The organism is Rheinheimera texasensis DSM 17496, from assembly GCF_000711985.1.
Classification (GTDB): domain Bacteria; phylum Pseudomonadota; class Gammaproteobacteria; order Enterobacterales; family Alteromonadaceae; genus Pararheinheimera; species Pararheinheimera texasensis.
Genome location: NZ_JONU01000008.1, coordinates 59,123 through 78,973, shown reverse-complemented (window position 1 = coordinate 78,973; position 19,851 = coordinate 59,123). Strand labels below are relative to the sequence as shown.

Here is a 19,851-nt window from a genome sequence, read left to right as displayed (position 1 = left end):
AAAGGTACCAATATGAACAAGGTTGCTGACTCATCTCTAAAAATTGGATTAACGGCTTTGATAGCGCTGCTGATGCTATCAGGTTGTGTGGTGCATCCGGCACATCACCGGCACGTGGTGGTAGCAAAACCGGTGGCCAAGACTGTGGTGGTCAAACAGCCGGTCGTGGTGAAAAAACCGGTGGTAGTGCGGAAAGTCGTGGTGCATTAATACATTGAGCCAGAAATGAAAAAGCCGCATCATGCGGCTTTTTGCTTTGGGTTTTGTCGATTGGCTCAGGCTGATAGCGTGGCCTGATTATTTCACGACGCGTAAATGACTGCCTTTTTTCGGCTTGTCATCGTCCGGGCCTGGCTCGGTCGGGTCTGCGGCCGGCACATCCAGCTCAAGCTCGGTGTCGTCCAGCTCATCTTCCTGCCACTCTTCTTCCGGCGTAAACATAGTGCCGGCGCCATTTTCACGGGCGTAAATTGCCAGCACAGAACGCTGCGGAATATAAAGCGCAAACGGATTGCCGCTGAAACGGGCATTAAAGGTCACCGCGTCATTGCCTAACAACAGATTACCAACAGCGCCCGGGCTGATATTCAGCACGATTTGGCCGTCTTTGACATGTTGCAGCGGCACTTTGACGCCGGGCATGGTAGCGTCCACGACCAGATAAGGTGTGCAATTGTTGTCCACAATCCATTCATAAAATGCGCGTAACAGATAAGGCCGATTGGGGGTCATTTGCATCGCTTGGTCTCCAGCTCTCAATACATACCGGGATGGATCCGGCGCTCGGCGTCAGTCAACGACTGTTGAAAGGCGTCGCGTTCGAACATCCGCAGCATATAGTTTTTAATAGGTTTGCTGCCAGGGCCGCTCAGCTCAATGCCAAGCAGCGGCAAACGCCATAACAGCACCGACAAATACACATCCTGCAAACTGTATTCATCACTCATGAAAAATGCGGTATCTGCAAAAATTGGTGCAGTCGATAATAAACTTTCGCGTAAATCGTGCCGGGCCTCGGCGGCGTCTTCACCACCAGCCAGAATTTTGTTTGCCAGACCATACCAGTCATGTTTGATGCGATACATCATCAGACGGGTCTGGGCACGGGCTACCGGATACACCGGTAACAACGGCGGGTGTGGAAAGCGCTCGTCCAGATATTCCATGATGATGTCGGCCTGGTACAGCGCCAGATCACGGTCAATCAGGGTCGGCAGGCTGCCATAAGGATTCACTTCGTAGACATCTTCCGGCAGATTGCCCGGATGTGCGATCAGGATATCAGCGGTAATGCCTTTTTCTGCCAATACGATCCGGACATGGTGACTGTCCATCTCCGCGGCGGCACTAAACAAAGTCATGGTATTTCGTCTGCTGGCGTTGCTCGCCATAGCTTCCTCCGGAAAAGGCAAAGGGGCCTTGCGGCCCCTTAAACAAACAGCGGCTGACGCTTAATGGACGTCTTTCCAGTATTCTTTCTTCAGCAGGAATGCCAGGATGAAGAAAATAAACAGGAAGATCATGACCTTAATGCCAAGGCTATGAGATTCTAACTTTGAAGGTTCACCGGTGTATTCCAGATAGTTCACCAGATCAGCCACAGCACGGTCATATTCTTCCGGGCTTAACTCACCTGAACCATCGGCAACGATACCCACATAAACTTCTTTCGATTCACCATCGACCATCTGCGTTTCGTGCTTTTTGTACGGGATACCTTGCAGTTCCTGTAACACGTGCGGCATACCGACCAGAGGGAACACTTCATTGTTCACACCAAACGGACGGGTTGGGTCAACATAAAACGACCGCAGATAGGTGTAGATCCAATCCGGACCACGCACCCGGGCGACGTTGGTTAAATCCGGTGGCGGAGCACCGAACCATTTCGCCAGATCTGCTTTTGGTGCAGCGTTTTTGATGAAATCACCAACTTTGTTCGCACCAAACGCCAGCTCTTTCATGCCGACTTCATCCGGGATACCTAAATCACGGAAAGTGCGTGAGTAGCGCTGATATTCCATCTGGTGGCAACCCAGACAGTAGTTCTGGAACATTTTGGCGCCACGCTGCAGGGACTCTTTGTCATGCAGGTTAATTGGCGCTTTGTCCAGATGGACAGCGTGTCCACCTGCAGCCAGCACTGAAGCAGACGTCACCAGTGCCAGTACTGAGAATAACTTTTTCAGCATTATGACAACCTCACAGGCAATGGTTTGGTTTTTTCATTTTTGCTGTAGAACCACAGCGCGATGAAATAGCCGAAGTAGAATACAGACGCAATTTGCGCGATCAATGTATAAGTTGGTGTTGCCGGCAACACGCCCAGAACACCCAGCACGACAAAGCTGATGACAAAGTTCACCAGATTCAGTTTGTGCAGGGTTGAACGGTAACGCACTGACCGTACTTTACAACGGTCTAACCATGGCAACAGCGCTAACAGGATAATCGCAGCAAACATCGCAACCGCGCCCCACAGCTGGTCCGGTACCGCACGCAGAATTGCGTAGAACGGTGTGAAATACCACACTGGTGCTATGTGGTCAGGTGTTTTCATCGGGTTAGCCGGTTCAAAGTTTGGCGGCTCCAGGAAGAAACCACCGCCTTCAGGAGCAAAGAAAATCACTGCACAGAAGATAATCAGGAAACCAACCACACCAACGATATCCTTCACCGTGTAGTACGGGTGGAAAGGGATAGCATCAACGATAATTTTCTTACCGCCTTTGGTGAAGTACTCATGGAAAGTGAATTTCTCAGACACGTTATTTTCAAACTTCTGACCCTCGTTTGGTACTTTCACATCAATACCATCCGGGTTGTTTGAGCCCACTTCATGCAGCGCAATGATGTGCAGGAACACCAGAATCACCAGTACCAACGGCAGTGCAATGACGTGTAAGGCAAAGAAACGGTTCAGCGTGGCACCGGAGATGACGTAGTCACCACGGATCCACAGGGTTAAATCATCACCAATGCCTGGAATAACACCGAAAATCGAGATAATAACCTGAGCACCCCAGAATGACATTTGACCCCAAGGAAGCAGGTACCCCATGAATGCTTCAGCCATCAGCACCAGGAAAATCAGCATACCGAAGATCCACAGCAGTTCACGTGGTTTCTGGTAAGAGCCGTACATCATGCCGCGGAACATGTGCAGATAGACCACGACGAAGAACGCCGAAGCACCGGTAGAGTGCATGTAACGCAGCAGCCAGCCGTAATCCACATCACGCATGATGTATTCGACAGAGGCAAAAGCACGTTCAGCGGAAGGTTCGAAGTTCATCGTCAGCCAGATACCGGTGACAATTTGGTTCACCAGTACTAACATCGCCAGCGAGCCGAAGAAGTACCAGAAATTGAAGTTTTTGGGTGCAGGGTACTGCATGACATGGAGATTCATTTTCTCCATAAATGGCATGCGGTACTCAATCCAGTTCATGAAATTTTTAAACATCAGGCAGTCCCCTCGTCAACACCGATCACCAGCGTGGTGTCATCAGTGAACATATATGGTGGGATCATCAGGTTTTTCGGTGCCGGAACACCTGAGAACACACGACCAGCCATATCATAAGTAGAACCATGGCATGGGCAGAAGAAACCAGATGCGATGCCTTCGACATGAGCGTCAAAGTCAGACATTTTGTAAGTCGGAGAACAACCGAGGTGGGTACAGATACCTACAGCAACAAAAACCTCAGGTTTTTTCGAGCGATGTTGGTTCTTTGCATAAGCCGGTTGCTGCTCTTCTTCCGAATTCGGATCACGCAGCTGGCTTTCAACGGCCGCCAGACTTTTCAACATATCCGGTGTGCGGTTCACGACCCATACCGGTTTACCACGCCATTCCACCCGAATTAACTGGCCTGGCTCGAGTTTGCCGATATTCGCAGTCACAGGCGCACCCGCTTGTTTTGCTTTCTCACTCGGATTCCAGGACGCAATAAAGGGAACGGCTGCTCCAACAGCACCAACACCACCCACAACTGAGGTAGCGATGGTCAGGAAGCGACGGCGACCATGATCAACTGGCGCATTGCTCATCCACTCATCTCCACGTTTACGCTTAAAACCTGAACGGTTTAAGCGGCTGAATTACAGCGATTATTATAAGTTGAAAAATACGGCGGATCATAATGAAAAGCCCTGCCTGTTACAAGGATTTACCATGATTCTCTGCGACCAGCAGCAGCTTTTTTTACGCAATTTTTTGATCCCGGACAACACAATCAACAGACTGAATTTACTTTACAAATTACTAACGGGAAAAGAAGTGGTCATTTCAGCCACATCAGCGCAGGGTCGGCGCCCGGTTTCCTGCTGGCTGCTGACAAGTATTGTCTGGCTTTTACGAATTGCCACCGCATCAGATGTGCTGACGGATAAAAAAAACCCGGCAGATGCCGGGTTTTTCGGTAAAACGAATTAACGTTTTGAGTACTGTGGACGCTTACGCGCTTTGTGCAGACCGACTTTCTTACGTTCAACCTGACGAGCGTCGCGGGTAACGAAACCAGCTTTACGCAGTGCAGGACGCAGAGATTCGTCGAATTCCATCAGTGCACGAGTGATACCGTGACGGATTGCGCCAGCCTGACCAGTGATACCACCACCTTTAACAGTGATGTACATGTCAAACTTGCCAACCATTTCAACTAACTCTAATGGTTGCATTACAACCATACGAGCAGTTTCACGACCGAAGTATTCAGTGATTGAGCGTTGGTTGATAACGATGTTACCAGCACCAGCTTTCAGGAATACACGTGCAGTAGAGGTCTTGCGACGACCAGTACCGTAATATTGATTCTGTGCCATGTCTATGCTCCCGTTAGATGTCTAAAACTTGTGGTTGCTGGGCAGCGTGCTGATGCTCGGCGCCTGCATACACTTTTAACTTACGGAACATAGCGCGACCCAGTGGACCTTTTGGCAGCATGCCTTTGATCGCGGTCTCCAGTACCATCTCAGGTTTTTTATCCAGCAGCTTTTCAAAGTTGATTTCTTTGATGCCACCTGGGAAACCAGAGTGAGAGTAGTACATTTTGTTTTTCGCTTTGTTGCCAGTGACAGTCACTTTGTCAGCGTTAACTACGATGATGTAGTCGCCGGTGTCAACGTGAGGTGTGTATTCTGGCTTGTGCTTGCCGCGCAGACGGCTAGCGATTTCAGTTGCAAGACGACCCAGGGTTTTACCTGCGGCATCAACAACGAACCAGTCGCGTTGTACGCTTTCTGGTTTAGCAGTAAAAGTTTTCATCAAAAACTACCCAAAAATAAATTTGTTACACCTTACACAACCCCTTCAGGCTGTGTCGTTTATCGTACCCCTTCGAGTACTGCAAACTGCCAGGCTACGGCAGTATCAGGCTGTAACGTGGGCCGGCGGCGGATTATAAAGGAAGGCTGCACAAAAAACAGCATTTTATTGCAGAATTTTTCGATCAAATTAGCGCTTTATGGCAGATGCGCCAGGGCTAGATAATCCTGTGACTGCATTTCCTGTAGCCGGCTCAGGCAACGCCTGAACTCAAACGACAAAATGCCTTGCGTGTAAAGCTGTTCCATCGGCACTTCCGCCGAGATAATCAGCTTCACTTTACGCTCATAGAACTCATCTACTAAGGCGATAAAACGCCGCGCGACATCATCATTGCCCTGCCCCATCTGGCGGGCACCACTGAGTAGCAAGGTGTGATAGATTTTAGACAGTTCCATGTAGTCATACTGACTGCGCATCGTCTCGCATAACTCACTGAAATCAAACCAGATGATGCCATCTGCCTCAGCTCTGTACTGCAGCTTGCGGCTGGCAATTGTGATGTGTCCGGCGCTCTGGCGGGGTTCCACCGACAACGCCAGAAAATATTGCTGCAGGTTCTGCTCCGCTTTGTCGTCGAGCGGTGCGTGATAGATTTCCGCTTGTTGCAAAGTCCGCAGACGGTAATCAATGCCGCTGTCAACATTAACCACTTCGGTATGTTGCTTAATCAAGGCTATCGCTGGCAAAAAACGGGCGCGTTGCAGACCGTTGCGGTACAAACCATCCGGTTCGATATTGGAAGTCGCAACCAGTGTGATGCCCCTCGCAAACAACGCCTGCATCAGGGTCCCCAAAATCATCGCATCAGTGATATCCGAGACAAAAAACTCATCGAAACAGATGATGTCGTAATCCCGCTTAAAATGATCAGCGACCTTTTCCAGCGGGTCGGCAGCGCCGGCCAGCGTTTTTAACTCGTCATGCACTTTGTGCATAAAACGGTGGAAATGCACCCGCAGTTTGCGCTCGGTCGGCAGACATTCGTAAAAGGTATCCACCAGATAGGTTTTGCCGCGGCCCACACCGCCCCAGAAATACAGGCCGCGCAGCGGGGCTGCTTCGGTCTTTTTATTAAATAACTTGCTGAATAATGAGGTTTTCTGTGTCGGACGACTGACAAAGTCATCATACAGGCGCTGCAGCTGCGCCACCGCATGTTGCTGGGCAGCATCAAACTGAAAATCCGAACGTTGTAAATCGAGTTGATATTTTTGCTGTGGCGTCATCATACAATGCAGTGCAGGCGCAGGTTCGGGCCGGAAAAAGTTAGCACATATAGTAACATGCCTTACCACTACCGATAAGAAGATCGGTTACACTTGGCAGTAAATCGTAGTTCCGGGAGTTGTTATGTTGATGTCTTCTATCCTTTGGCTGATTGCCGGTTTAGTGATCGGTGCTGTCGCTGCACGTTTATTCAGTATCCGCCAATTTAATCAGAACAAACTGCAAGTTGAACTCGAAGAGAGTAAAACCCAGTTACAAAATTACCGCTCTGAAGTGTCTGACCATCTGGAAACCACGCAACGCCTGATGAGTCAGCTGCAGGACAATTACGAGCAAATAGTCCGGCATATGGCCAGTACCAAGATGACATTGGTTGACAAAGCACCGGTGCAACGCGCGACCAATCTGAATTATCTGTCTACCGACACTGCGGAACACATCCGTAAATCTTTGGGCCAAATTGACGAGCGCCGGCGCAAACAAGTGTCACATTCGCAGCAACCACTTGATTATGCGGGCCATTCCAGCGGTCTGATGAAAACTTTCCCTACAGAAAAAAATTCGGACAACTGAAACTTTTTAAAAACGCACTGGTCTTCAGAGGCAGTTATCCGAGGGAGACAAGTGCGTTATGAAAATGAAGTTATCCGTTGTCACCGCAAGCATTCTTGCTGCTTTTTTGTTAGCTCAACCTACCCCTGCAGCGGCGAAACTGCCTTTTTTTGGCGCCGAAGCGGGCACTGAAATGCCGAGCCTGGCACCGATGCTGGACAAAGTCACTCCGGCCGTGGTGAATATCAATGTCGCCGGTAACCGGGAAGTACGTCAGCGTGTGCCGGACGCTTTCCAGCAATTCTTTGGCCAGGGCGAAATGCGTCGCTCGCAGCCGTTCCGCGGTCTGGGTTCAGGCGTCATTATTGATGCCGCCAAAGGTTATGTCGTCACCAACTCACACGTGATTAATCAGGCCGATGAAATTCAGGTCACTTTAAAAGATGGCAGGACTTTTGAAGCGAAAAAAATCGGTGAAGACCCGGAAAGCGATATCGCGCTGTTGCAAATCAAAGCCGACAATCTGACCGCTATTACCATCTCAGACTCCGATACACTGCGCGTCGGTGATTTCACCGTCGCGATCGGTAACCCCTTTGGCTTAGGCCAAACCGTCACTTCCGGTATTGTCAGTGCGCTGGGGCGCGGCGGCCTCGACATTGAAAAATATGAAGATTTCATCCAAACCGATGCAGCTATCAACAGCGGCAACTCCGGTGGCGCGCTGGTGAACTTAAAAGGCGAGCTGATCGGTATCAATACCGCAATCCTGGGGCCAAACGGCGGCAATATCGGTATCGGCTTTGCCATTCCGTCGACGATGATGAAAAACCTGGTCAGCCAAATCATCGAATTTGGTGAAGTTAAACGGGGTGTGCTGGGTATCGAAGGTAGCGATCTCAACGCAGATCTGGCGAAGAATATGAATGTGAAAACCAATAAAGGGGTCTTTGTTGGCAAGGTTCTGCCAGATTCCGGCGCCCAAAAAGCTGGTGTGAAAGCCGGTGATACTATCGTCAGTGTCAACGGCAAACCTATCCAGAGTATGTCGGAGCTGCGTGCCAAAGTTGGGACACTTGGTGTTGGTAAATCGATAAAACTGGGCATTCTGCGCGAAGACAAACAAGTGACGCTGGACGTCAAACTGACAGCCGCCGACCAGGCCAATGTCACCGCGGAGAATTTACATGAAATGTTGGCTGGTGCGAACTTCGCCAACGGTAAAACCGCCGATGGTGAACCTGGTGTCATGATTAGCGAAGTCGCAGACGGCTCACCGGCTGCCCGCCTTGGCCTCAGTAAAAACGACGTCATTATCGGTGTTGGCCGTACCCGTATTGAAAATATCGCCCAGCTCAGAACTGTGCTGGAACAGGCGCGAGGCGTGATTGCGCTGCAAATTCAACGGGATAACACAGTGTTCTATACACTGATCCGCTAAATCAACCTGAATAAAAGGCCGGGGCAACCCGGCTTTTTTTTTTGCTTAAATCATCCTTTTTCGTCGTTTCAGACTGATCTGGTTGTTGCCAATTTCATGATCAGTAACGTTTTTTCTGCTGCAGGTTTGACTGCTTCAATGCTATGCTGAAGCATTCCTCAGTTCAGATAAAACCGCTGTGACTAATTTCCTGCTGATGATTGCCAAAGGTGTTGCTTATGGGCTGGCACTGGCATTGCTGTATTTGTTACTCGCACCAAGCGGGCAGTTGCAGCTGTCACATTTGCTGCAGCCAGCTGAAGCGGAACCGGCCGCAGTCTCTTATGCCAAAGCAGTACGTGCCGCAGCACCTGCGGTGGTGAATGTCTATACCCGCAGTACTCAGCTTGATGAGCGTTCGTACGAGCGCCGGGTGATTCAGAATCAGTCATTGGGCTCAGGCGTGATTATGCGCAGCGATGGTTACATCGTCACTAACTATCATGTTGTACATGGTGCGGACCAAATTGTGGTCGCTTTGCAAGATGGCCGACAGCTGGATGCCTTGCTGATTGGTCAGGATCAAATGACTGACCTCGCAGTCCTGAAAGTCGAAGCAGAAGATTTACCAGTGATCCCGCAAAATCCCGAGATCGCACCACAAGTGGGTGATTTGGTGTTAGCCATTGGTAATCCATTAAATCTGGGGCAATCCATCACTCAGGGCATCATCAGTGCCACAGGTCGTGCTGGCCTGAGTACTAACTCTTATACCGACTTTATGCAAATGGATGCCGCGATCAACGAAGGCAACTCCGGCGGTGCGCTGGTCAACAGCAATGGCGTGTTAGTCGGCATTAATACCGCGGCTTTTCAGCGCCAGCGGAATTTAGAAGTGCAGGGTATTTTCTTTGCCGTGCCCTACCGCCTGGCCGCGACTGTAATGCAGAAGCTGATTAAACACGGCCGTGTCGTGCGTGGCGCTTTGGGCATGAACGGTATCCCAGTCATTAATGCCGCCGGCGAGCGGCAGGTCTCGACTGGTCAGCCGTTTTACGGCGTATTGATTGATCAGGTAGAACCCTTTGGCCCGGCGGACAGTGCCGGCGTGCAACAAGGTGACGTGTTGCTGCAAGTGGATAACAAAGTGCTGACCAGTGTCAGTCAGGCACTCGATATTGTTGCGGAAACAGAACCCGGCTCGGAAATAGATTTATTGATCGAACGTCAGGGCCAAAAACTGACGCTGAAATGCCGGATTGGCTTACGCCCGCAAAGTGACTAACCAACACGCGAAAATGAATAAGGCCCGCATGCGGGCCTTATTCATTCTTACTGCACAAACCGCGGTCAGGCCGGTGCATTAATCCGCGAGATCTGGGCTCCCAGATTCTGCAGCTTAAATTCGATTTGCTCGTAACCACGGTCAATGTGATAAATCCGGTCCACGACCGTGTCACCTTCAGCCACCAGACCGGCAATCACCAGACTGGCGGAGGCGCGTAAGTCGGTCGCCATCACCTGAGCGGCATTCAGTTGCGGCGAGTGCTGACAAACCGCTGTATTGCCTTCGAGCTGGATCAAAGCACCCATGCGCTGTAATTCCGGCACATGCATAAATCGGTTTTCAAAAATCGTCTCAGTGACCACACCAACGCCTTCAGCGACTACGTTTAACACAGTGAACTGTGCCTGCATGTCGGTTGGAAACCCCGGGTGCGGCACTGTTTTCACATTGACCGATTTCAGCGTGCGACCGGTCATATTCAGCCGGATCCAATCCGGGCCTGTAGTGACGTCCGCACCAGCTTCACGCAGTTTTTCCAGCACTACTTCCAGTTCAGCCGGATCTGTGTTGACACAGGTCACATCACCGCCAGTCACCGCAGCGGCGACCAGAAAAGTGCCGGTTTCAATCCGATCCGGTAATACTTTATGGCTGGCACCTTTTAAGCTTTGCACACCTTCAATGCGGATGGTCGGACTGCCGGCACCACTGATTTTTGCACCCAGCGCAATCAGGTAGTTGGCTAAATCGACTACTTCCGGCTCGCGCGCGGCGTTTTCGATAATTGTCACGCCATCGGCCAATGTTGCGGCCATCAACAGGTTTTCAGTGCCAGTGACACTAACCATGTCCATCACCAGATGCGCCCCTTTCAGACGCTCGGCACGGGCTTTAATATAACCATTCTCAACTACAATCTGTGCGCCCATTTTGCGCAGACCATCGATATGTAAATTCACCGGCCGGGCACCGATAGCACAACCACCCGGCAGAGAAACTTCAGCATAACCAAAACGTGCCAGTAATGGCCCCAGCGCCAGGATAGAAGCCCGCATAGTCCGGACCAGCTCGTAAGGCGCTACCTGACTGGTGATGTTGGTCGCATCGACTGTCACGCGGTCCGCTTCGCGCTCAACCACAGCACCAAACATCCGCAGTAATTTAAATGTGGTATCAATATCTTTCAGTGCAGGCACATTGCTGATCGCAGACGGCTGTTCCGCTAATAAAGTCGCGAACATGATGGGCAATGCAGCGTTTTTAGCACCGGAGATTGAAACCTGGCCCTGCAGGCGGGCGCCACCTTTAACAAGAAATTGTTGCATCTGTAATTACACCGGCGGGTTGAGAAGTTTTTCGCGACGCCACTGTGTGGGCGTAAAGGCTTTGATTTGCAGGGCATGAATACTGCCATTGGCGATGTCGGCCATCAGCGGCGCATAAACCAGCTGCTGTTGTTTGACCCGGCTCAGACCGTCAAAACAGTCACCCACGGCGGTAACAGAATAGTGGCTGCCATCAGTTTTTACATACACTTCAGAAAGTTGCAGCTGCTCAAGCAACCGCTGTTCAATCTCTTTACAATCCATCTGGATACCCTTGTGCCACTGTGGTGATGTCGCGACAGTCCGGACCATCAGGACTTTCGCCAAAAAAGAAAACCCGGCGGTTTACGCCGGGTGGTGATTATATCCTGCCTCAGGATGCATTTCAGCTTTCTGTCGGTAAAAGGCTTAAAACATCACTGACCAGCGCCAGAGAACGTAATTGCTCCGGCATACCACGTAACTGCACCTGCAGCGATTTGGCTTTGGCCTGTGACAACACCTGAAGAAGCCAGGCCAGGCCTGCTGTATCGACGTGCTTCAGGCCTGCCAGGTCAAATATTGCCGAACCCTGCAGATTCTGCAGCGGCTTAAATGGCCAAAACTGCACAACAGTGTCCCGGTTTAGCTCACCGCTGAATACCAGTCCTTGTGGCTCTTGGCGGATCTCAAGCATTTTTCGCTTTCTCAGGCGCTTTGATTGGCGCTTTGGCTTTTTCTTCCAGCAAGGCAGCGACGCTGACTAAACCTTGCTGACGAATCATGCTACCAAGTTCAGAGCGTTTGCTGTCCAGTAACGAAATACCTTCAGCCACCATGTCAAACACCAGCCAGTTGTTGGCATCTTTCACCCGGCGCAACTTAAACTCGATTTTGATATCAGGTTTACCCGGGTCGATCACCCGTGTTCTGATAGTGATAATTTTCTTCTGCGCTTCAATAGCCTGACCCGGTTCAATCATCACTTGCTGGTCACGATACTGAGTAAAAACACCAGCATAAGTGCCGACCATGTAGTTCTGGAACGCGGTTACGAAAGTATTAAAATCCTGCTTAGGGACTGTGTTCAGCTTGACTGCATTGCCAATGACGTAACCGGCTGCATAGCGACTGTCGATATAGGGCACCAGCTCTTCCGTCACGATAGTGCGCAGAATTTCCGGGTCTTTTTTGATCTCAGCCTGTTGACGGGCAATGCGCTGGAAGGTTTTATCAGCCAACACTTCCATCATTTTGTACGGGTCGTCATATTTAGGTACAGCGGCGTCGGCCGCCTGCACCTGAGTAAAGGCCAGCAATGCAGTGGCCGCGACGAAGGCTTTAAATAAGGTTTTCATTATTGATTCCCACGATTAAACAAAAACTGGCCAATCAGCTCTTCAAGCACGATGGCGGATTTGGTGTCTTCGATGTAGTCACCGTTCTTCAGAATTTCAACGTTCTCGTCAACAAAACCTGGCTGTAAACCAATATATTGCTCGCCAAGCAGGCCAGATGTCAGAATGGCCAGTGAACTGGTTTCCGGAAAGTTGTTGTAGCTGCTGTTGATGTCCAGTGTCACGACCGGCTGAAATGATTCCGGATCGAGCTGGATGGACGCCACGCGTCCCACTACAACCCCGCCTACTTTGACCGGTGACCGCACTTTCAGGCCGCCAATATTTTCAAACTTGGCCAGTAACTGATAACTCTGGTCAGAACCTGCCACTCCTGTGTTCGCGACTTTCATCGCCAGCAGTAATAAAGCTGCAATTGCCAGCGCGACAAAAAAACCTACAAATAATTCTAATTTACGTGATGTCATTTCTCATCCACCAAACATGACAGCGGTTAATACAAAATCAAAACCCAGTACGGCTAAAGATGCCGTCACCACAGTCTGAGTCGTTGCCTGACTGATACCTTCCGAGGTCGGCACCGCATCAAAACCTTTGTGCAGTGCGATCACAGTCACAATAAAAGCAAACACGATGCTCTTAATCACGCCGTTGACCACGTCCTGCTGGAAGTCAACATTGGCCTGCATCGCAGACCAGTAGCCGCCAGCGTCAACACCCAGCCAGTCGACCCCAACCAGATGTCCGCCAAGAATACCGACCGCATTAAAAATCAGCGCCAACAGTGGCATGCTGATGACCCCTGCCCAGAACCGTGGCGCTATCACACGCCGCAGCGGGTCTACAGCCATCATTTCCATGCTGGATAATTGTTCCGTCGCTTTCATCAGACCAATTTCTGCGGTCAGCGCACTGCCCGCCCGTCCGGCAAACAACAGCGCCGTCACCACAGGCCCGAGTTCACGCAACAGACTTAAAGCGACAAGCGGCCCTAACATTTGTTCAGCGCCAAATTTCGCCAACACTGTGTAACCCTGCAGCGCCAGTACCATGCCGATAAACAGGCCAGAGACCAGGATGATTAGCAGCGACAACACGCCGACGACATAAATCTGCTTCATATACAGATGCCAGTTTTTCAGCGGTCTTGGCCGACCCCATAAAGCACCAAATAACATCAGGGTTGCGCGGCCCAAGCCCTGCAATGTCCCGAGCGTGTTGGCACCTAACTGCTGGATTTGCTTCAGCATCAGCGACTTAACTCCATTAATTCAGTAGCGTATTCGGCGGCTTTGAAGTGGAACGGCACCGGGCCGTCCGCCTGACCTTGCAGGAATTGCTGTACCAGCGGTGATTCGTGCTGGCGCAGCTGCTCCGGCGTGCCATGGCCAATGACACGGCGTTCCGCCACTACATAGACATAATCGGCGATGCTCATCACTTCAGCGACATCGTGCGATACCACAATCGAAGTCAGACCCAACGCATCATTCAGAGAACGGATTAAGCGCACAATCACGCCCATCGAAATCGGGTCCTGACCAGCGAACGGTTCGTCGTACATGATGAGTTGCGGGTCAAGGGCAATAGCACGGGCCAAAGCGGCCCGGCGGGCCATACCACCAGAGAGTTCCGCCGGCATTAAATCGCGGGCCCCACGCAAACCGACCGCTTCCAGCTTCATCAGCACCATAGTACGGATAATAGCTTCCGGCAGACGGGTATGTTCTCGAATAGGGAAAGCAACGTTGTCAAACACCGACATCTCGGTAAACAGTGCACCGCTTTGAAACAACATGCTCATTTTTTTGCGGGCCTGATACAGTTCCTGCCGGGTGAGTGTTGGAATATCAGCACCTTCAAACAGGATCTTGCCGCTGTCCGGTTTTAACTGACCACCAATCAGCCGCAGTAAAGTGGTTTTACCGATACCACTAGGCCCCATAATGGCAGTCACTTTTCCGCGCTGAAACTGCATACTCATGTCGTCATAGATGACACGGTCGCCGCGGCGGAAAGTTAAATTTTGAATATCAACCAATGGTTTATCCAAACCAAACTCCATTCATTTCTCGCTGTGCACATTCCTGGCCGGAGATCGCTTTCCGCTCCCTGCGACAGCAGGCGGGAAAAAACGGCGCAATATACGGGGACTCCATGCACTATGCAAGGCAAATGCCTAATTAATCGCCGTATTTTAACTGGTTTAGCCGCAAGCGTCGCGTCGAAAAATTGTAAGTATCAGTTGCAGAATTTCGAACTGTTTACAGTCTTGTGTACCGGGTCGAATTGGAACCCTATCCTGGCGCAAGATGGCAGACCTGCGAATGGTTCTGACATAAAGCTCTGCCGCGGTTTTTTACAGGTTTTTTTGCAATTATCCGGCAGAAACTGGAAAATGCCCGCAGGTTCGGCACCTGCTTTCAGCCCGGTACCAGGCGAATTGCGTATAGTTCGCATTTTGCCGGCCTTAACTGAATATCAGCTTAATAAAACCGCCGCCACCGGGCCAAACCGGGCCGGAAAATTGAGGTAAGTATGAATTTTTGCGAGACAGCCAGCCGCGTTCTGGACATTGAATCTCAAGCGATAATCGGTCTCAAAAGTTATATTAATCAAGATTTTAATCACGCATGCCAGTTGATGTTCGACACCAAAGGCCGGGTCATTGTGACCGGCATGGGTAAATCCGGCCATATCGGTAATAAAATCGCTGCGACACTGGCATCAACAGGCACTCCGGCGTTTTTTGTTCATCCCGGCGAAGCCAGCCACGGCGACCTTGGCATGATCACGCAACAGGACATTGTGTTTGCACTGTCCAATTCCGGCGAAACCGAAGAAATTTTGAAACTGTTGCCAGTGCTGAAACGTCTGGGCATCGCCATCATCGCCGTCACCGGCAATTCCGAATCCACGTTAGCCAAACTGGCTGACATTCATCTGTGCGCCAGAGTGGCACAGGAAGCCTGCCCACTTGGCCTGGCACCCACCGCCAGCACTACGGCCGCTTTGGCATTGGGTGATGCTGTGGCGGTCGCCTTATTAGAAGCCCGTGGTTTTTCCGCAGACGATTTTGCACTGTCACATCCGGGCGGCAGTCTTGGGCGACGCTTATTGCTGCGGATCAGCGATATCATGCATGAACATGAACAAATCCCGCTGGTCGACGAAAACGCCACTATCTCCGCAGCATTACTGGAAATTTCCCGCAAAGGCCTCGGTATGACGGGCATTCTTGACTCGCAGGGCCGTCTCGCCGGGATATTCACCGACGGTGATTTACGCCGTATTCTGGACCAGCGTATTGATATCCATCAGACGCTGATTTCCAGCGTGATGACCCGAAAATGTGTCACAATCCGGGCAGAAATGCTGGCTGCCGAAGCGCTGAAAATTATGGAACAGAAGAAAATCAATGCATTGATGGTCGTCAGCCCGGAGCACATCCCGGTTGGCGCGTTAAACATGCATGACCTGTTACGGGCAGGAGTGCTGTGATGGCCATGACTTATCGCGAAATGTATCAGCCGATCGGTAAAGATGTCGAAGCCAAAGCGGCGCAGATTAAATTGCTGATTTGTGATGTTGACGGTGTGTTTTCTGACGGCCGGATTTATCTGGGCAATGATGGTGAGGAACTGAAAGCCTTTCACACCCGTGACGGTTATGGCATTAAAGCATTACGACAGGCCGGCATTGAAGTAGCCATTATCACCGGACGGCGCTCAGCCATCGTCGAAAAGCGCATGCAGGCGTTAACAGTGCAGTATATTTTTCAGGGCCAGGAAGACAAAATGCCGGCTTATCTACAACTGAAACAACAGCTTGCGATTGAAAACTCGCAGATTGCTTACATCGGTGATGATTTGTCGGACTGGGCCGTGATGCAACATGTCGGTTTGCCGGTGGCGGTAGCAGATGCGCATCCGTTACTCAGACGTCACGCGGCCTTAACGACAAGCCTGCCGGGCGGTTTTGGTGCAGTGCGTGAACTTTGTGATCTTTTGCTACTCAGTCAGCAACAGTTCGGTACATTTTCAGGAAGCAGCACATGATCCGGCAACTGTTCTGGTTATTTCTGGTCGTGACTGGCGGCGTCATATTGTACAGTTGGATTGAGGCGGCAGACACGCCCAAACATGCCGCAGTAGAGCGTGAACTGGTCCCCGACTTTGTCGCCTATCAACTGACACGGCGTAGCTTTGACAAAGACGGCAATTTATCCGGCCAGGTTAAAGCTGCGCAAATGGCGCATTTTGAGCAACTGGGCCAGATCCAGTTTGAGCAGCCCGCTTATACTTTGTATGAAGAGCGGCTGCCCCGCTGGCAAATCAGTAGTGCTCAGGGTGTGTTTTATCAGGACAATAAAGTGATCTTGGAACAGAATGTCCAGGTCGACAATTTACATCAGGACGAAATGTTCCGGCAGATCCAGACCGAGCAACTTGAGATGCTGCTGGATAGCCAGTTACTGCAAACCGATCATCCGGTACTGGTGTTAGGCCAGAGCTTCCAAATCCATGGCCAGGGCTTGCAGGCCGATTTAATCACGCAGAAACTGCGTTTGTTCAAGCATCAGGGGACGGTATACCAACATGAAAATCAATAAGCTGAGCGCGCTACTGGTTCTTTGTCTCAGCACGGCGGTGTTCGCCAAAACAACTGATTTCAGCGAACCAATCGAAGTAAACGCGGATCGCAACGAAGCCAGTCTGAAACAGCAGATGCTGGTTTATTCCGGCAACGTCATTGTCAAACAAGGCACTTTGCTGATCAAAGCGGACAAATTAACCGTTGACCGTTCCGCCGGTGAAGGCAAAGAAGTGTTTATCGCGGTGGGCAAGCCAGCGGTGTATTCCCAGGTACTGGATGGCGAAAAACCTATTCAGGCCAGTGCGGAAGAAATTCGTTATGCCATGGCAACCCGGGTACTAACCTTGACCGGCAAAGCAGAAATCACTCAAAGCGGCAGTCTGGTCCGCAGCGCCAAAATTGAATATGACCTGCTGAAACAACAACTCAGCGCCGAAAGCGAAGAAGGCAAAGAGCGGGTCACAACTATCTTTACCTCGGAAGGAAAATAGGTTGAAAAAGCTCGTTGCCGCACATCTGGCGAAAAGTTACAAAGGCCGGCAGGTTGTTAAAGACGTCAGTCTGGAAGTGGGTGCCGGGCAAATCGTTGGTCTGTTAGGCCCAAACGGTGCCGGCAAAACCACCACTTTTTATATGATTGTTGGCCTGGTACCGTCCGACAAAGGTCAAATCACTCTCGGTGGCCAGGACATCACTTTTGACCCTATCCACGCCAGAGCGCGGCAGGGCATTGGCTATTTGCCACAAGAAAGCTCGATTTTCCGTAAGTTGACAGTATTTGATAACCTGATGGCGATTTTGCAGACGCGCAAAGATTTAACTGAAGATCAGCGCGAACAAACCGCAGATGAATTGCTGGACGAATTTAATATCACCCATATCCGCAATAGTCTCGGTATGAGCCTGTCCGGTGGTGAGCGCCGCCGCGTTGAAATAGCCCGCGCCCTGGCTGCCAATCCGGCCTTTATCCTGCTGGACGAACCTTTTGCCGGTGTTGACCCGATTTCAGTGCTGGATATCAAAAAAATCATTCAGCACCTGTGTAATCGCGGCATCGGCGTACTGATCACCGATCATAATGTCCGCGAGACCCTTGATGTTTGCGAGATCGCCTATATCGTCAGTCATGGGGAGTTGATTGCATCCGGTTCACCCGCTGAAGTATTGGCCAATCAGCAAGTCAGGGATGTATACCTCGGGGATCAATTCAGGCTATAGTTAGCAAAAAACCAGTTCCCAACTGGTCGTCAGGAGTGACAAGAAGTACATGAAGCCATCTTTACAACTTCGGCTTGGACAGCAACTAACAATGACGCCTCAGCTGCAGCAAGCTATCAAGCTGCTCCAGTTGTCGACCATTGAATTGCAACAGGAAATCCAGGAAGCGCTGGACGCCAACCCGCTGCTTGAGGCTGAAGATGAATTCAGTTTTTCCGAATCCAATACAAGTAGCAATGAACCGCCATCCACCGATACCGGTGCTGAACACAACGCCGCCGACGAATATGCTGAACCGGAGATCCCGGATAGCAGCGAGTCGATGACCGAACAGAATATCAAAGAAGATTTACCACTCGACAGCAACTGGGATGACATGGTCAGCGCCGCACCGGTTGCCGGCACAGGCTCGCCGGATGAGGACATGGTGTTTCAGGGCGAAACCACTGAAACATTGCAGGACTACCTGCGCTGGCAGATGCAGTTAACACCTTTTAGCGAAACAGACCGCGCCATCGCCGAAATTATTATTGAAGCTATCGACGAGAACGGCTTACTGACCATCAGCTGTGAGGAAGTACTCGAGTCGCTGGGGCTTGAAGACATTGAACTGGATGAAGTTGAAGCTGTGCTCAAACGCATTCAGTTATTTGACCCGGTCGGCGTCGGCGCCCGCAGTATTCAGGAATGTCTGCTAATCCAGTTACGCCAGTTCGCGCCTGATACGCCATTTTTGAAAGAAACCTGCGACATTATTAAGCATCACAGCGAATATTTAGCTAATCGTGATTTCCGTTCTCTGATGCGTGTGTCTAAACTGAAAGAAGATGATCTGCGAGAAGTGATGCGGCTCATCCACAGTCTGAATCCGCGCCCCGGTGCGGACGTGATCCGGGAAGAACAGCAATACACCATTCCCGATGTGTCAGTAAAAAAAGTGAAAGGCCGCTGGATGGTCGAACTTAACCCGGATGCCTTTCCAAAGATCAGAATCAATGAACAATACGCGGCGATGTCGCGGCAAGTGCGAAACTCATCAGACAGTCAGTTTATTCGTTCCCATTTGCAGGAAGCGAAGTGGTTTCTGAAAAGTCTGGAAAGTCGTAACGAAACGTTATTAAAAGTGGCCAACTGTATAGTGCAGCAACAGCAGGCGTTTTTTGAACACGGCGAAGAAGCCATGAAGCCTATGGTGCTCAATGATGTGGCAGAGATGGTCGGCATGCACGAATCAACCATTTCCCGGGTGACCACCCAGAAATATATGCATACTCCGCGCGGAATTTTTGAACTTAAGTTCTTCTTTTCCAGTCATGTCAGTACAGAGAGCGGTGGCGAATGTTCATCAACCGCTATCCGGGCCTTTATTAAGAAATTGGTGGCAGCGGAAAATCCGGCCAAACCGCTGAGTGACAGCAGAATGGCTGAGATCCTGTCGGAGCAAGGGATTAACGTGGCGCGGCGAACCATCGCCAAGTACCGGGAATCGCTTTATATTCCGCCGTCTAATCAGCGCAAGAGCTTGCTTTAAGTAAGTGCTCATCTAAGAAGGA

At 50.7% G+C, this 19,851-nt stretch carries 26 protein-coding genes; 11 read left to right on the top strand and 15 right to left on the bottom strand.

Annotated elements, in window-relative coordinates; all coding sequences use genetic code 11:
• Positions 1-12 precede the first annotated feature (12 nt).
• A complete protein-coding gene (locus Q399_RS0106330) occupies positions 13-210 on the top strand; it encodes a hypothetical protein (RefSeq protein ID WP_031566837.1) in 198 nt (65 codons plus the stop codon).
• 87 nt (positions 211-297) lie between these two features.
• Here the strand turns inward: Q399_RS0106330 and Q399_RS0106325 are convergent, their stop codons facing one another.
• The 5 genes from Q399_RS0106325 to petA are packed head-to-tail and all read right to left on the bottom strand — an operon-like array spanning position 298 to position 4,056.
• Entirely contained in the window at positions 298-738 is a 441-nt protein-coding gene (locus Q399_RS0106325; protein WP_305775618.1) for a ClpXP protease specificity-enhancing factor, read from the bottom strand.
• A 17-nt stretch (positions 739-755) separates the two neighbouring features.
• On the bottom strand, positions 756-1,391 hold the full coding sequence (gene sspA, locus Q399_RS0106320; protein ID WP_031566831.1) for a stringent starvation protein SspA: 636 nt from the start codon (positions 1,389-1,391) through the stop codon (positions 756-758).
• Between the two features lie 60 nt (positions 1,392-1,451).
• Positions 1,452-2,192: a cytochrome c1 gene (locus tag Q399_RS0106315; RefSeq protein WP_037045843.1), complete on the bottom strand. Its 741-nt coding sequence runs from the start codon at positions 2,190-2,192 to the stop codon at positions 1,452-1,454.
• Entirely contained in the window at positions 2,192-3,466 is a 1,275-nt protein-coding gene (locus Q399_RS0106310; protein WP_031566826.1) for a cytochrome b, read from the bottom strand. Before Q399_RS0106310 ends, Q399_RS0106315 begins: the two co-directional genes overlap by 1 nt.
• The gene (petA, locus tag Q399_RS0106305) at positions 3,466-4,056 is read right to left on the bottom strand and encodes a ubiquinol-cytochrome c reductase iron-sulfur subunit (protein WP_031566824.1); all 591 of its coding nucleotides are present in this window, start codon (positions 4,054-4,056) and stop codon (positions 3,466-3,468) included. Before petA ends, Q399_RS0106310 begins: the two co-directional genes overlap by 1 nt.
• A 70-nt stretch (positions 4,057-4,126) precedes the next feature.
• On the opposite strand from petA, the gene Q399_RS0106300 reads away from it, so the two are divergent.
• Positions 4,127-4,441: a hypothetical protein gene (locus tag Q399_RS0106300; protein ID WP_157836245.1), complete on the top strand. Its 315-nt coding sequence runs from the start codon at positions 4,127-4,129 to the stop codon at positions 4,439-4,441.
• On the opposite strand, the gene rpsI is transcribed toward Q399_RS0106300, so the two are convergent.
• The 3 genes from rpsI to zapE form a co-directional block, all read right to left on the bottom strand.
• Positions 4,438-4,830, bottom strand: coding sequence for a 30S ribosomal protein S9 (gene rpsI, locus Q399_RS0106295; protein ID WP_031566820.1), 393 nt, complete (start codon positions 4,828-4,830; stop codon positions 4,438-4,440). The two genes, Q399_RS0106300 and rpsI, sit on opposite strands and share 4 nt — an antisense overlap.
• A 13-nt stretch (positions 4,831-4,843) precedes the next feature.
• Positions 4,844-5,272 carry a 50S ribosomal protein L13 gene (gene rplM / locus Q399_RS0106290; RefSeq protein WP_031566817.1) on the bottom strand — a complete coding sequence of 143 codons (429 nt, stop codon included), beginning with the start codon at positions 5,270-5,272 and terminating at the stop codon, positions 4,844-4,846.
• A 197-nt stretch (positions 5,273-5,469) separates the two neighbouring features.
• Entirely contained in the window at positions 5,470-6,561 is a 1,092-nt protein-coding gene (zapE, locus tag Q399_RS0106285) for a cell division protein ZapE (protein WP_031566815.1), read from the bottom strand.
• Between the two features lie 124 nt (positions 6,562-6,685).
• Between zapE and Q399_RS0106280 the strand changes: the two genes are divergently transcribed.
• The 3 genes from Q399_RS0106280 to Q399_RS0106265 all read left to right on the top strand — a co-directional run bounded on the left by Q399_RS0106280 (position 6,686) and on the right by Q399_RS0106265 (position 9,819).
• Positions 6,686-7,135 carry a Z-ring associated ZapG family protein gene (locus Q399_RS0106280; RefSeq protein ID WP_031566813.1) on the top strand — a complete coding sequence of 150 codons (450 nt, stop codon included), beginning with the start codon at positions 6,686-6,688 and terminating at the stop codon, positions 7,133-7,135.
• 58 nt (positions 7,136-7,193) lie between these two features.
• Positions 7,194-8,555, top strand: a complete 1,362-nt coding sequence (locus tag Q399_RS0106275; RefSeq protein WP_031566811.1) for a Do family serine endopeptidase — start codon at positions 7,194-7,196, stop codon at positions 8,553-8,555.
• Positions 8,556-8,733: 178 nt separating this feature from the next.
• A complete protein-coding gene (locus tag Q399_RS0106265) occupies positions 8,734-9,819 on the top strand; it encodes a trypsin-like peptidase domain-containing protein (protein ID WP_106388962.1) in 1,086 nt (361 codons plus the stop codon).
• Between the two features lie 65 nt (positions 9,820-9,884).
• On the opposite strand, the gene murA is transcribed toward Q399_RS0106265, so the two are convergent.
• The 7 genes from murA to mlaF all read right to left on the bottom strand — a co-directional run bounded on the left by murA (position 9,885) and on the right by mlaF (position 14,549).
• A complete protein-coding gene (murA, locus tag Q399_RS0106260) occupies positions 9,885-11,147 on the bottom strand; it encodes a UDP-N-acetylglucosamine 1-carboxyvinyltransferase (RefSeq protein ID WP_031566806.1) in 1,263 nt (420 codons plus the stop codon).
• 6 nt (positions 11,148-11,153) lie between these two features.
• Positions 11,154-11,459: a BolA family protein gene (locus Q399_RS0106255; protein ID WP_422784844.1), complete on the bottom strand. Its 306-nt coding sequence runs from the start codon at positions 11,457-11,459 to the stop codon at positions 11,154-11,156.
• 73 nt (positions 11,460-11,532) lie between these two features.
• Positions 11,533-11,823: an STAS domain-containing protein gene (locus Q399_RS0106250; RefSeq protein WP_031566802.1), complete on the bottom strand. Its 291-nt coding sequence runs from the start codon at positions 11,821-11,823 to the stop codon at positions 11,533-11,535.
• A complete protein-coding gene (locus Q399_RS0106245; RefSeq protein ID WP_031566800.1) occupies positions 11,816-12,484 on the bottom strand; it encodes an MlaC/ttg2D family ABC transporter substrate-binding protein in 669 nt (222 codons plus the stop codon). Before Q399_RS0106245 ends, Q399_RS0106250 begins: the two co-directional genes overlap by 8 nt.
• Entirely contained in the window at positions 12,484-12,951 is a 468-nt protein-coding gene (gene mlaD / locus Q399_RS0106240; RefSeq protein WP_031566796.1) for an outer membrane lipid asymmetry maintenance protein MlaD, read from the bottom strand. The genes Q399_RS0106245 and mlaD overlap by 1 nt, the downstream gene beginning before the upstream one ends.
• A gap of 3 nt (positions 12,952-12,954) precedes the next feature.
• Positions 12,955-13,734 (bottom strand): lipid asymmetry maintenance ABC transporter permease subunit MlaE, encoded by a 780-nt coding sequence (gene mlaE / locus Q399_RS0106235; RefSeq protein WP_031566794.1) that lies wholly within the window; start codon positions 13,732-13,734, stop codon positions 12,955-12,957.
• Entirely contained in the window at positions 13,734-14,549 is an 816-nt protein-coding gene (gene mlaF, locus Q399_RS0106230) for a phospholipid ABC transporter ATP-binding protein MlaF (RefSeq protein ID WP_031566792.1), read from the bottom strand. The genes mlaE and mlaF overlap by 1 nt, the downstream gene beginning before the upstream one ends.
• A gap of 473 nt (positions 14,550-15,022) precedes the next feature.
• On the opposite strand from mlaF, the gene Q399_RS0106220 reads away from it, so the two are divergent.
• The 6 genes from Q399_RS0106220 to Q399_RS0106195 are packed head-to-tail and all read left to right on the top strand — an operon-like array spanning position 15,023 to position 19,829.
• Complete coding sequence (locus Q399_RS0106220; protein ID WP_031566784.1) at positions 15,023-15,985, top strand: KpsF/GutQ family sugar-phosphate isomerase; 963 nt, start codon at positions 15,023-15,025, stop codon at positions 15,983-15,985.
• Positions 15,985-16,542, top strand: coding sequence for a 3-deoxy-manno-octulosonate-8-phosphatase KdsC (gene kdsC, locus Q399_RS0106215; protein WP_211253224.1), 558 nt, complete (start codon positions 15,985-15,987; stop codon positions 16,540-16,542). The genes Q399_RS0106220 and kdsC overlap by 1 nt, the downstream gene beginning before the upstream one ends.
• Entirely contained in the window at positions 16,539-17,096 is a 558-nt protein-coding gene (gene lptC, locus Q399_RS0106210) for an LPS export ABC transporter periplasmic protein LptC (RefSeq protein ID WP_051685818.1), read from the top strand. Before kdsC ends, lptC begins: the two co-directional genes overlap by 4 nt.
• Positions 17,083-17,571: a lipopolysaccharide transport periplasmic protein LptA gene (lptA, locus tag Q399_RS0106205; protein ID WP_031566779.1), complete on the top strand. Its 489-nt coding sequence runs from the start codon at positions 17,083-17,085 to the stop codon at positions 17,569-17,571. Before lptC ends, lptA begins: the two co-directional genes overlap by 14 nt.
• Position 17,572: 1 nt before the next feature.
• Positions 17,573-18,298: an LPS export ABC transporter ATP-binding protein gene (lptB, locus tag Q399_RS0106200; RefSeq protein WP_031566776.1), complete on the top strand. Its 726-nt coding sequence runs from the start codon at positions 17,573-17,575 to the stop codon at positions 18,296-18,298.
• Between the two features lie 49 nt (positions 18,299-18,347).
• Complete coding sequence (locus Q399_RS0106195; protein ID WP_031566775.1) at positions 18,348-19,829, top strand: RNA polymerase factor sigma-54; 1,482 nt, start codon at positions 18,348-18,350, stop codon at positions 19,827-19,829.
• The last annotated feature ends 22 nt before the right edge of the window (positions 19,830-19,851 follow it).

Bases quoted from the DNA above. Each gene is read 5' to 3' on its own strand.
- Q399_RS0106330 (WP_031566837.1), top strand. From the start codon at position 13: ATGAACAAGGTTGCTGACTCATCTCTAAAAATTGGATTAACGGCTTTG.
- Q399_RS0106325 (WP_305775618.1), bottom strand. From the start codon at position 738: ATGCAAATGACCCCCAATCGGCCTTATCTGTTACGCGCATTTTATGAA.
- sspA (WP_031566831.1), bottom strand. From the start codon at position 1,391: ATGGCGAGCAACGCCAGCAGACGAAATACCATGACTTTGTTTAGTGCC.
- Q399_RS0106315 (WP_037045843.1), bottom strand. From the start codon at position 2,192: ATGCTGAAAAAGTTATTCTCAGTACTGGCACTGGTGACGTCTGCTTCA.
- Q399_RS0106310 (WP_031566826.1), bottom strand. From the start codon at position 3,466: ATGTTTAAAAATTTCATGAACTGGATTGAGTACCGCATGCCATTTATG.
- petA (WP_031566824.1), bottom strand. From the start codon at position 4,056: ATGAGCAATGCGCCAGTTGATCATGGTCGCCGTCGCTTCCTGACCATC.
- rpsI (WP_031566820.1), bottom strand. From the start codon at position 4,830: ATGGCACAGAATCAATATTACGGTACTGGTCGTCGCAAGACCTCTACT.
- rplM (WP_031566817.1), bottom strand. From the start codon at position 5,272: ATGAAAACTTTTACTGCTAAACCAGAAAGCGTACAACGCGACTGGTTC.
- zapE (WP_031566815.1), bottom strand. From the start codon at position 6,561: ATGACGCCACAGCAAAAATATCAACTCGATTTACAACGTTCGGATTTT.
- Q399_RS0106280 (WP_031566813.1), top strand. From the start codon at position 6,686: ATGTTGATGTCTTCTATCCTTTGGCTGATTGCCGGTTTAGTGATCGGT.
- Q399_RS0106275 (WP_031566811.1), top strand. From the start codon at position 7,194: ATGAAAATGAAGTTATCCGTTGTCACCGCAAGCATTCTTGCTGCTTTT.
- murA (WP_031566806.1), bottom strand. From the start codon at position 11,147: ATGCAACAATTTCTTGTTAAAGGTGGCGCCCGCCTGCAGGGCCAGGTT.
- Q399_RS0106255 (WP_422784844.1), bottom strand. From the start codon at position 11,459: ATGGTCCGGACTGTCGCGACATCACCACAGTGGCACAAGGGTATCCAG.
- Q399_RS0106250 (WP_031566802.1), bottom strand. From the start codon at position 11,823: ATGCTTGAGATCCGCCAAGAGCCACAAGGACTGGTATTCAGCGGTGAG.
- Q399_RS0106245 (WP_031566800.1), bottom strand. From the start codon at position 12,484: ATGAAAACCTTATTTAAAGCCTTCGTCGCGGCCACTGCATTGCTGGCC.
- mlaD (WP_031566796.1), bottom strand. From the start codon at position 12,951: ATGACATCACGTAAATTAGAATTATTTGTAGGTTTTTTTGTCGCGCTG.
- mlaE (WP_031566794.1), bottom strand. From the start codon at position 13,734: ATGCTGAAGCAAATCCAGCAGTTAGGTGCCAACACGCTCGGGACATTG.
- mlaF (WP_031566792.1), bottom strand. From the start codon at position 14,549: ATGGAGTTTGGTTTGGATAAACCATTGGTTGATATTCAAAATTTAACT.
- Q399_RS0106220 (WP_031566784.1), top strand. From the start codon at position 15,023: ATGAATTTTTGCGAGACAGCCAGCCGCGTTCTGGACATTGAATCTCAA.
- kdsC (WP_211253224.1), top strand. From the start codon at position 15,985: ATGGCCATGACTTATCGCGAAATGTATCAGCCGATCGGTAAAGATGTC.
- lptC (WP_051685818.1), top strand. From the start codon at position 16,539: ATGATCCGGCAACTGTTCTGGTTATTTCTGGTCGTGACTGGCGGCGTC.
- lptA (WP_031566779.1), top strand. From the start codon at position 17,083: ATGAAAATCAATAAGCTGAGCGCGCTACTGGTTCTTTGTCTCAGCACG.
- Q399_RS0106195 (WP_031566775.1), top strand. From the start codon at position 18,348: ATGAAGCCATCTTTACAACTTCGGCTTGGACAGCAACTAACAATGACG.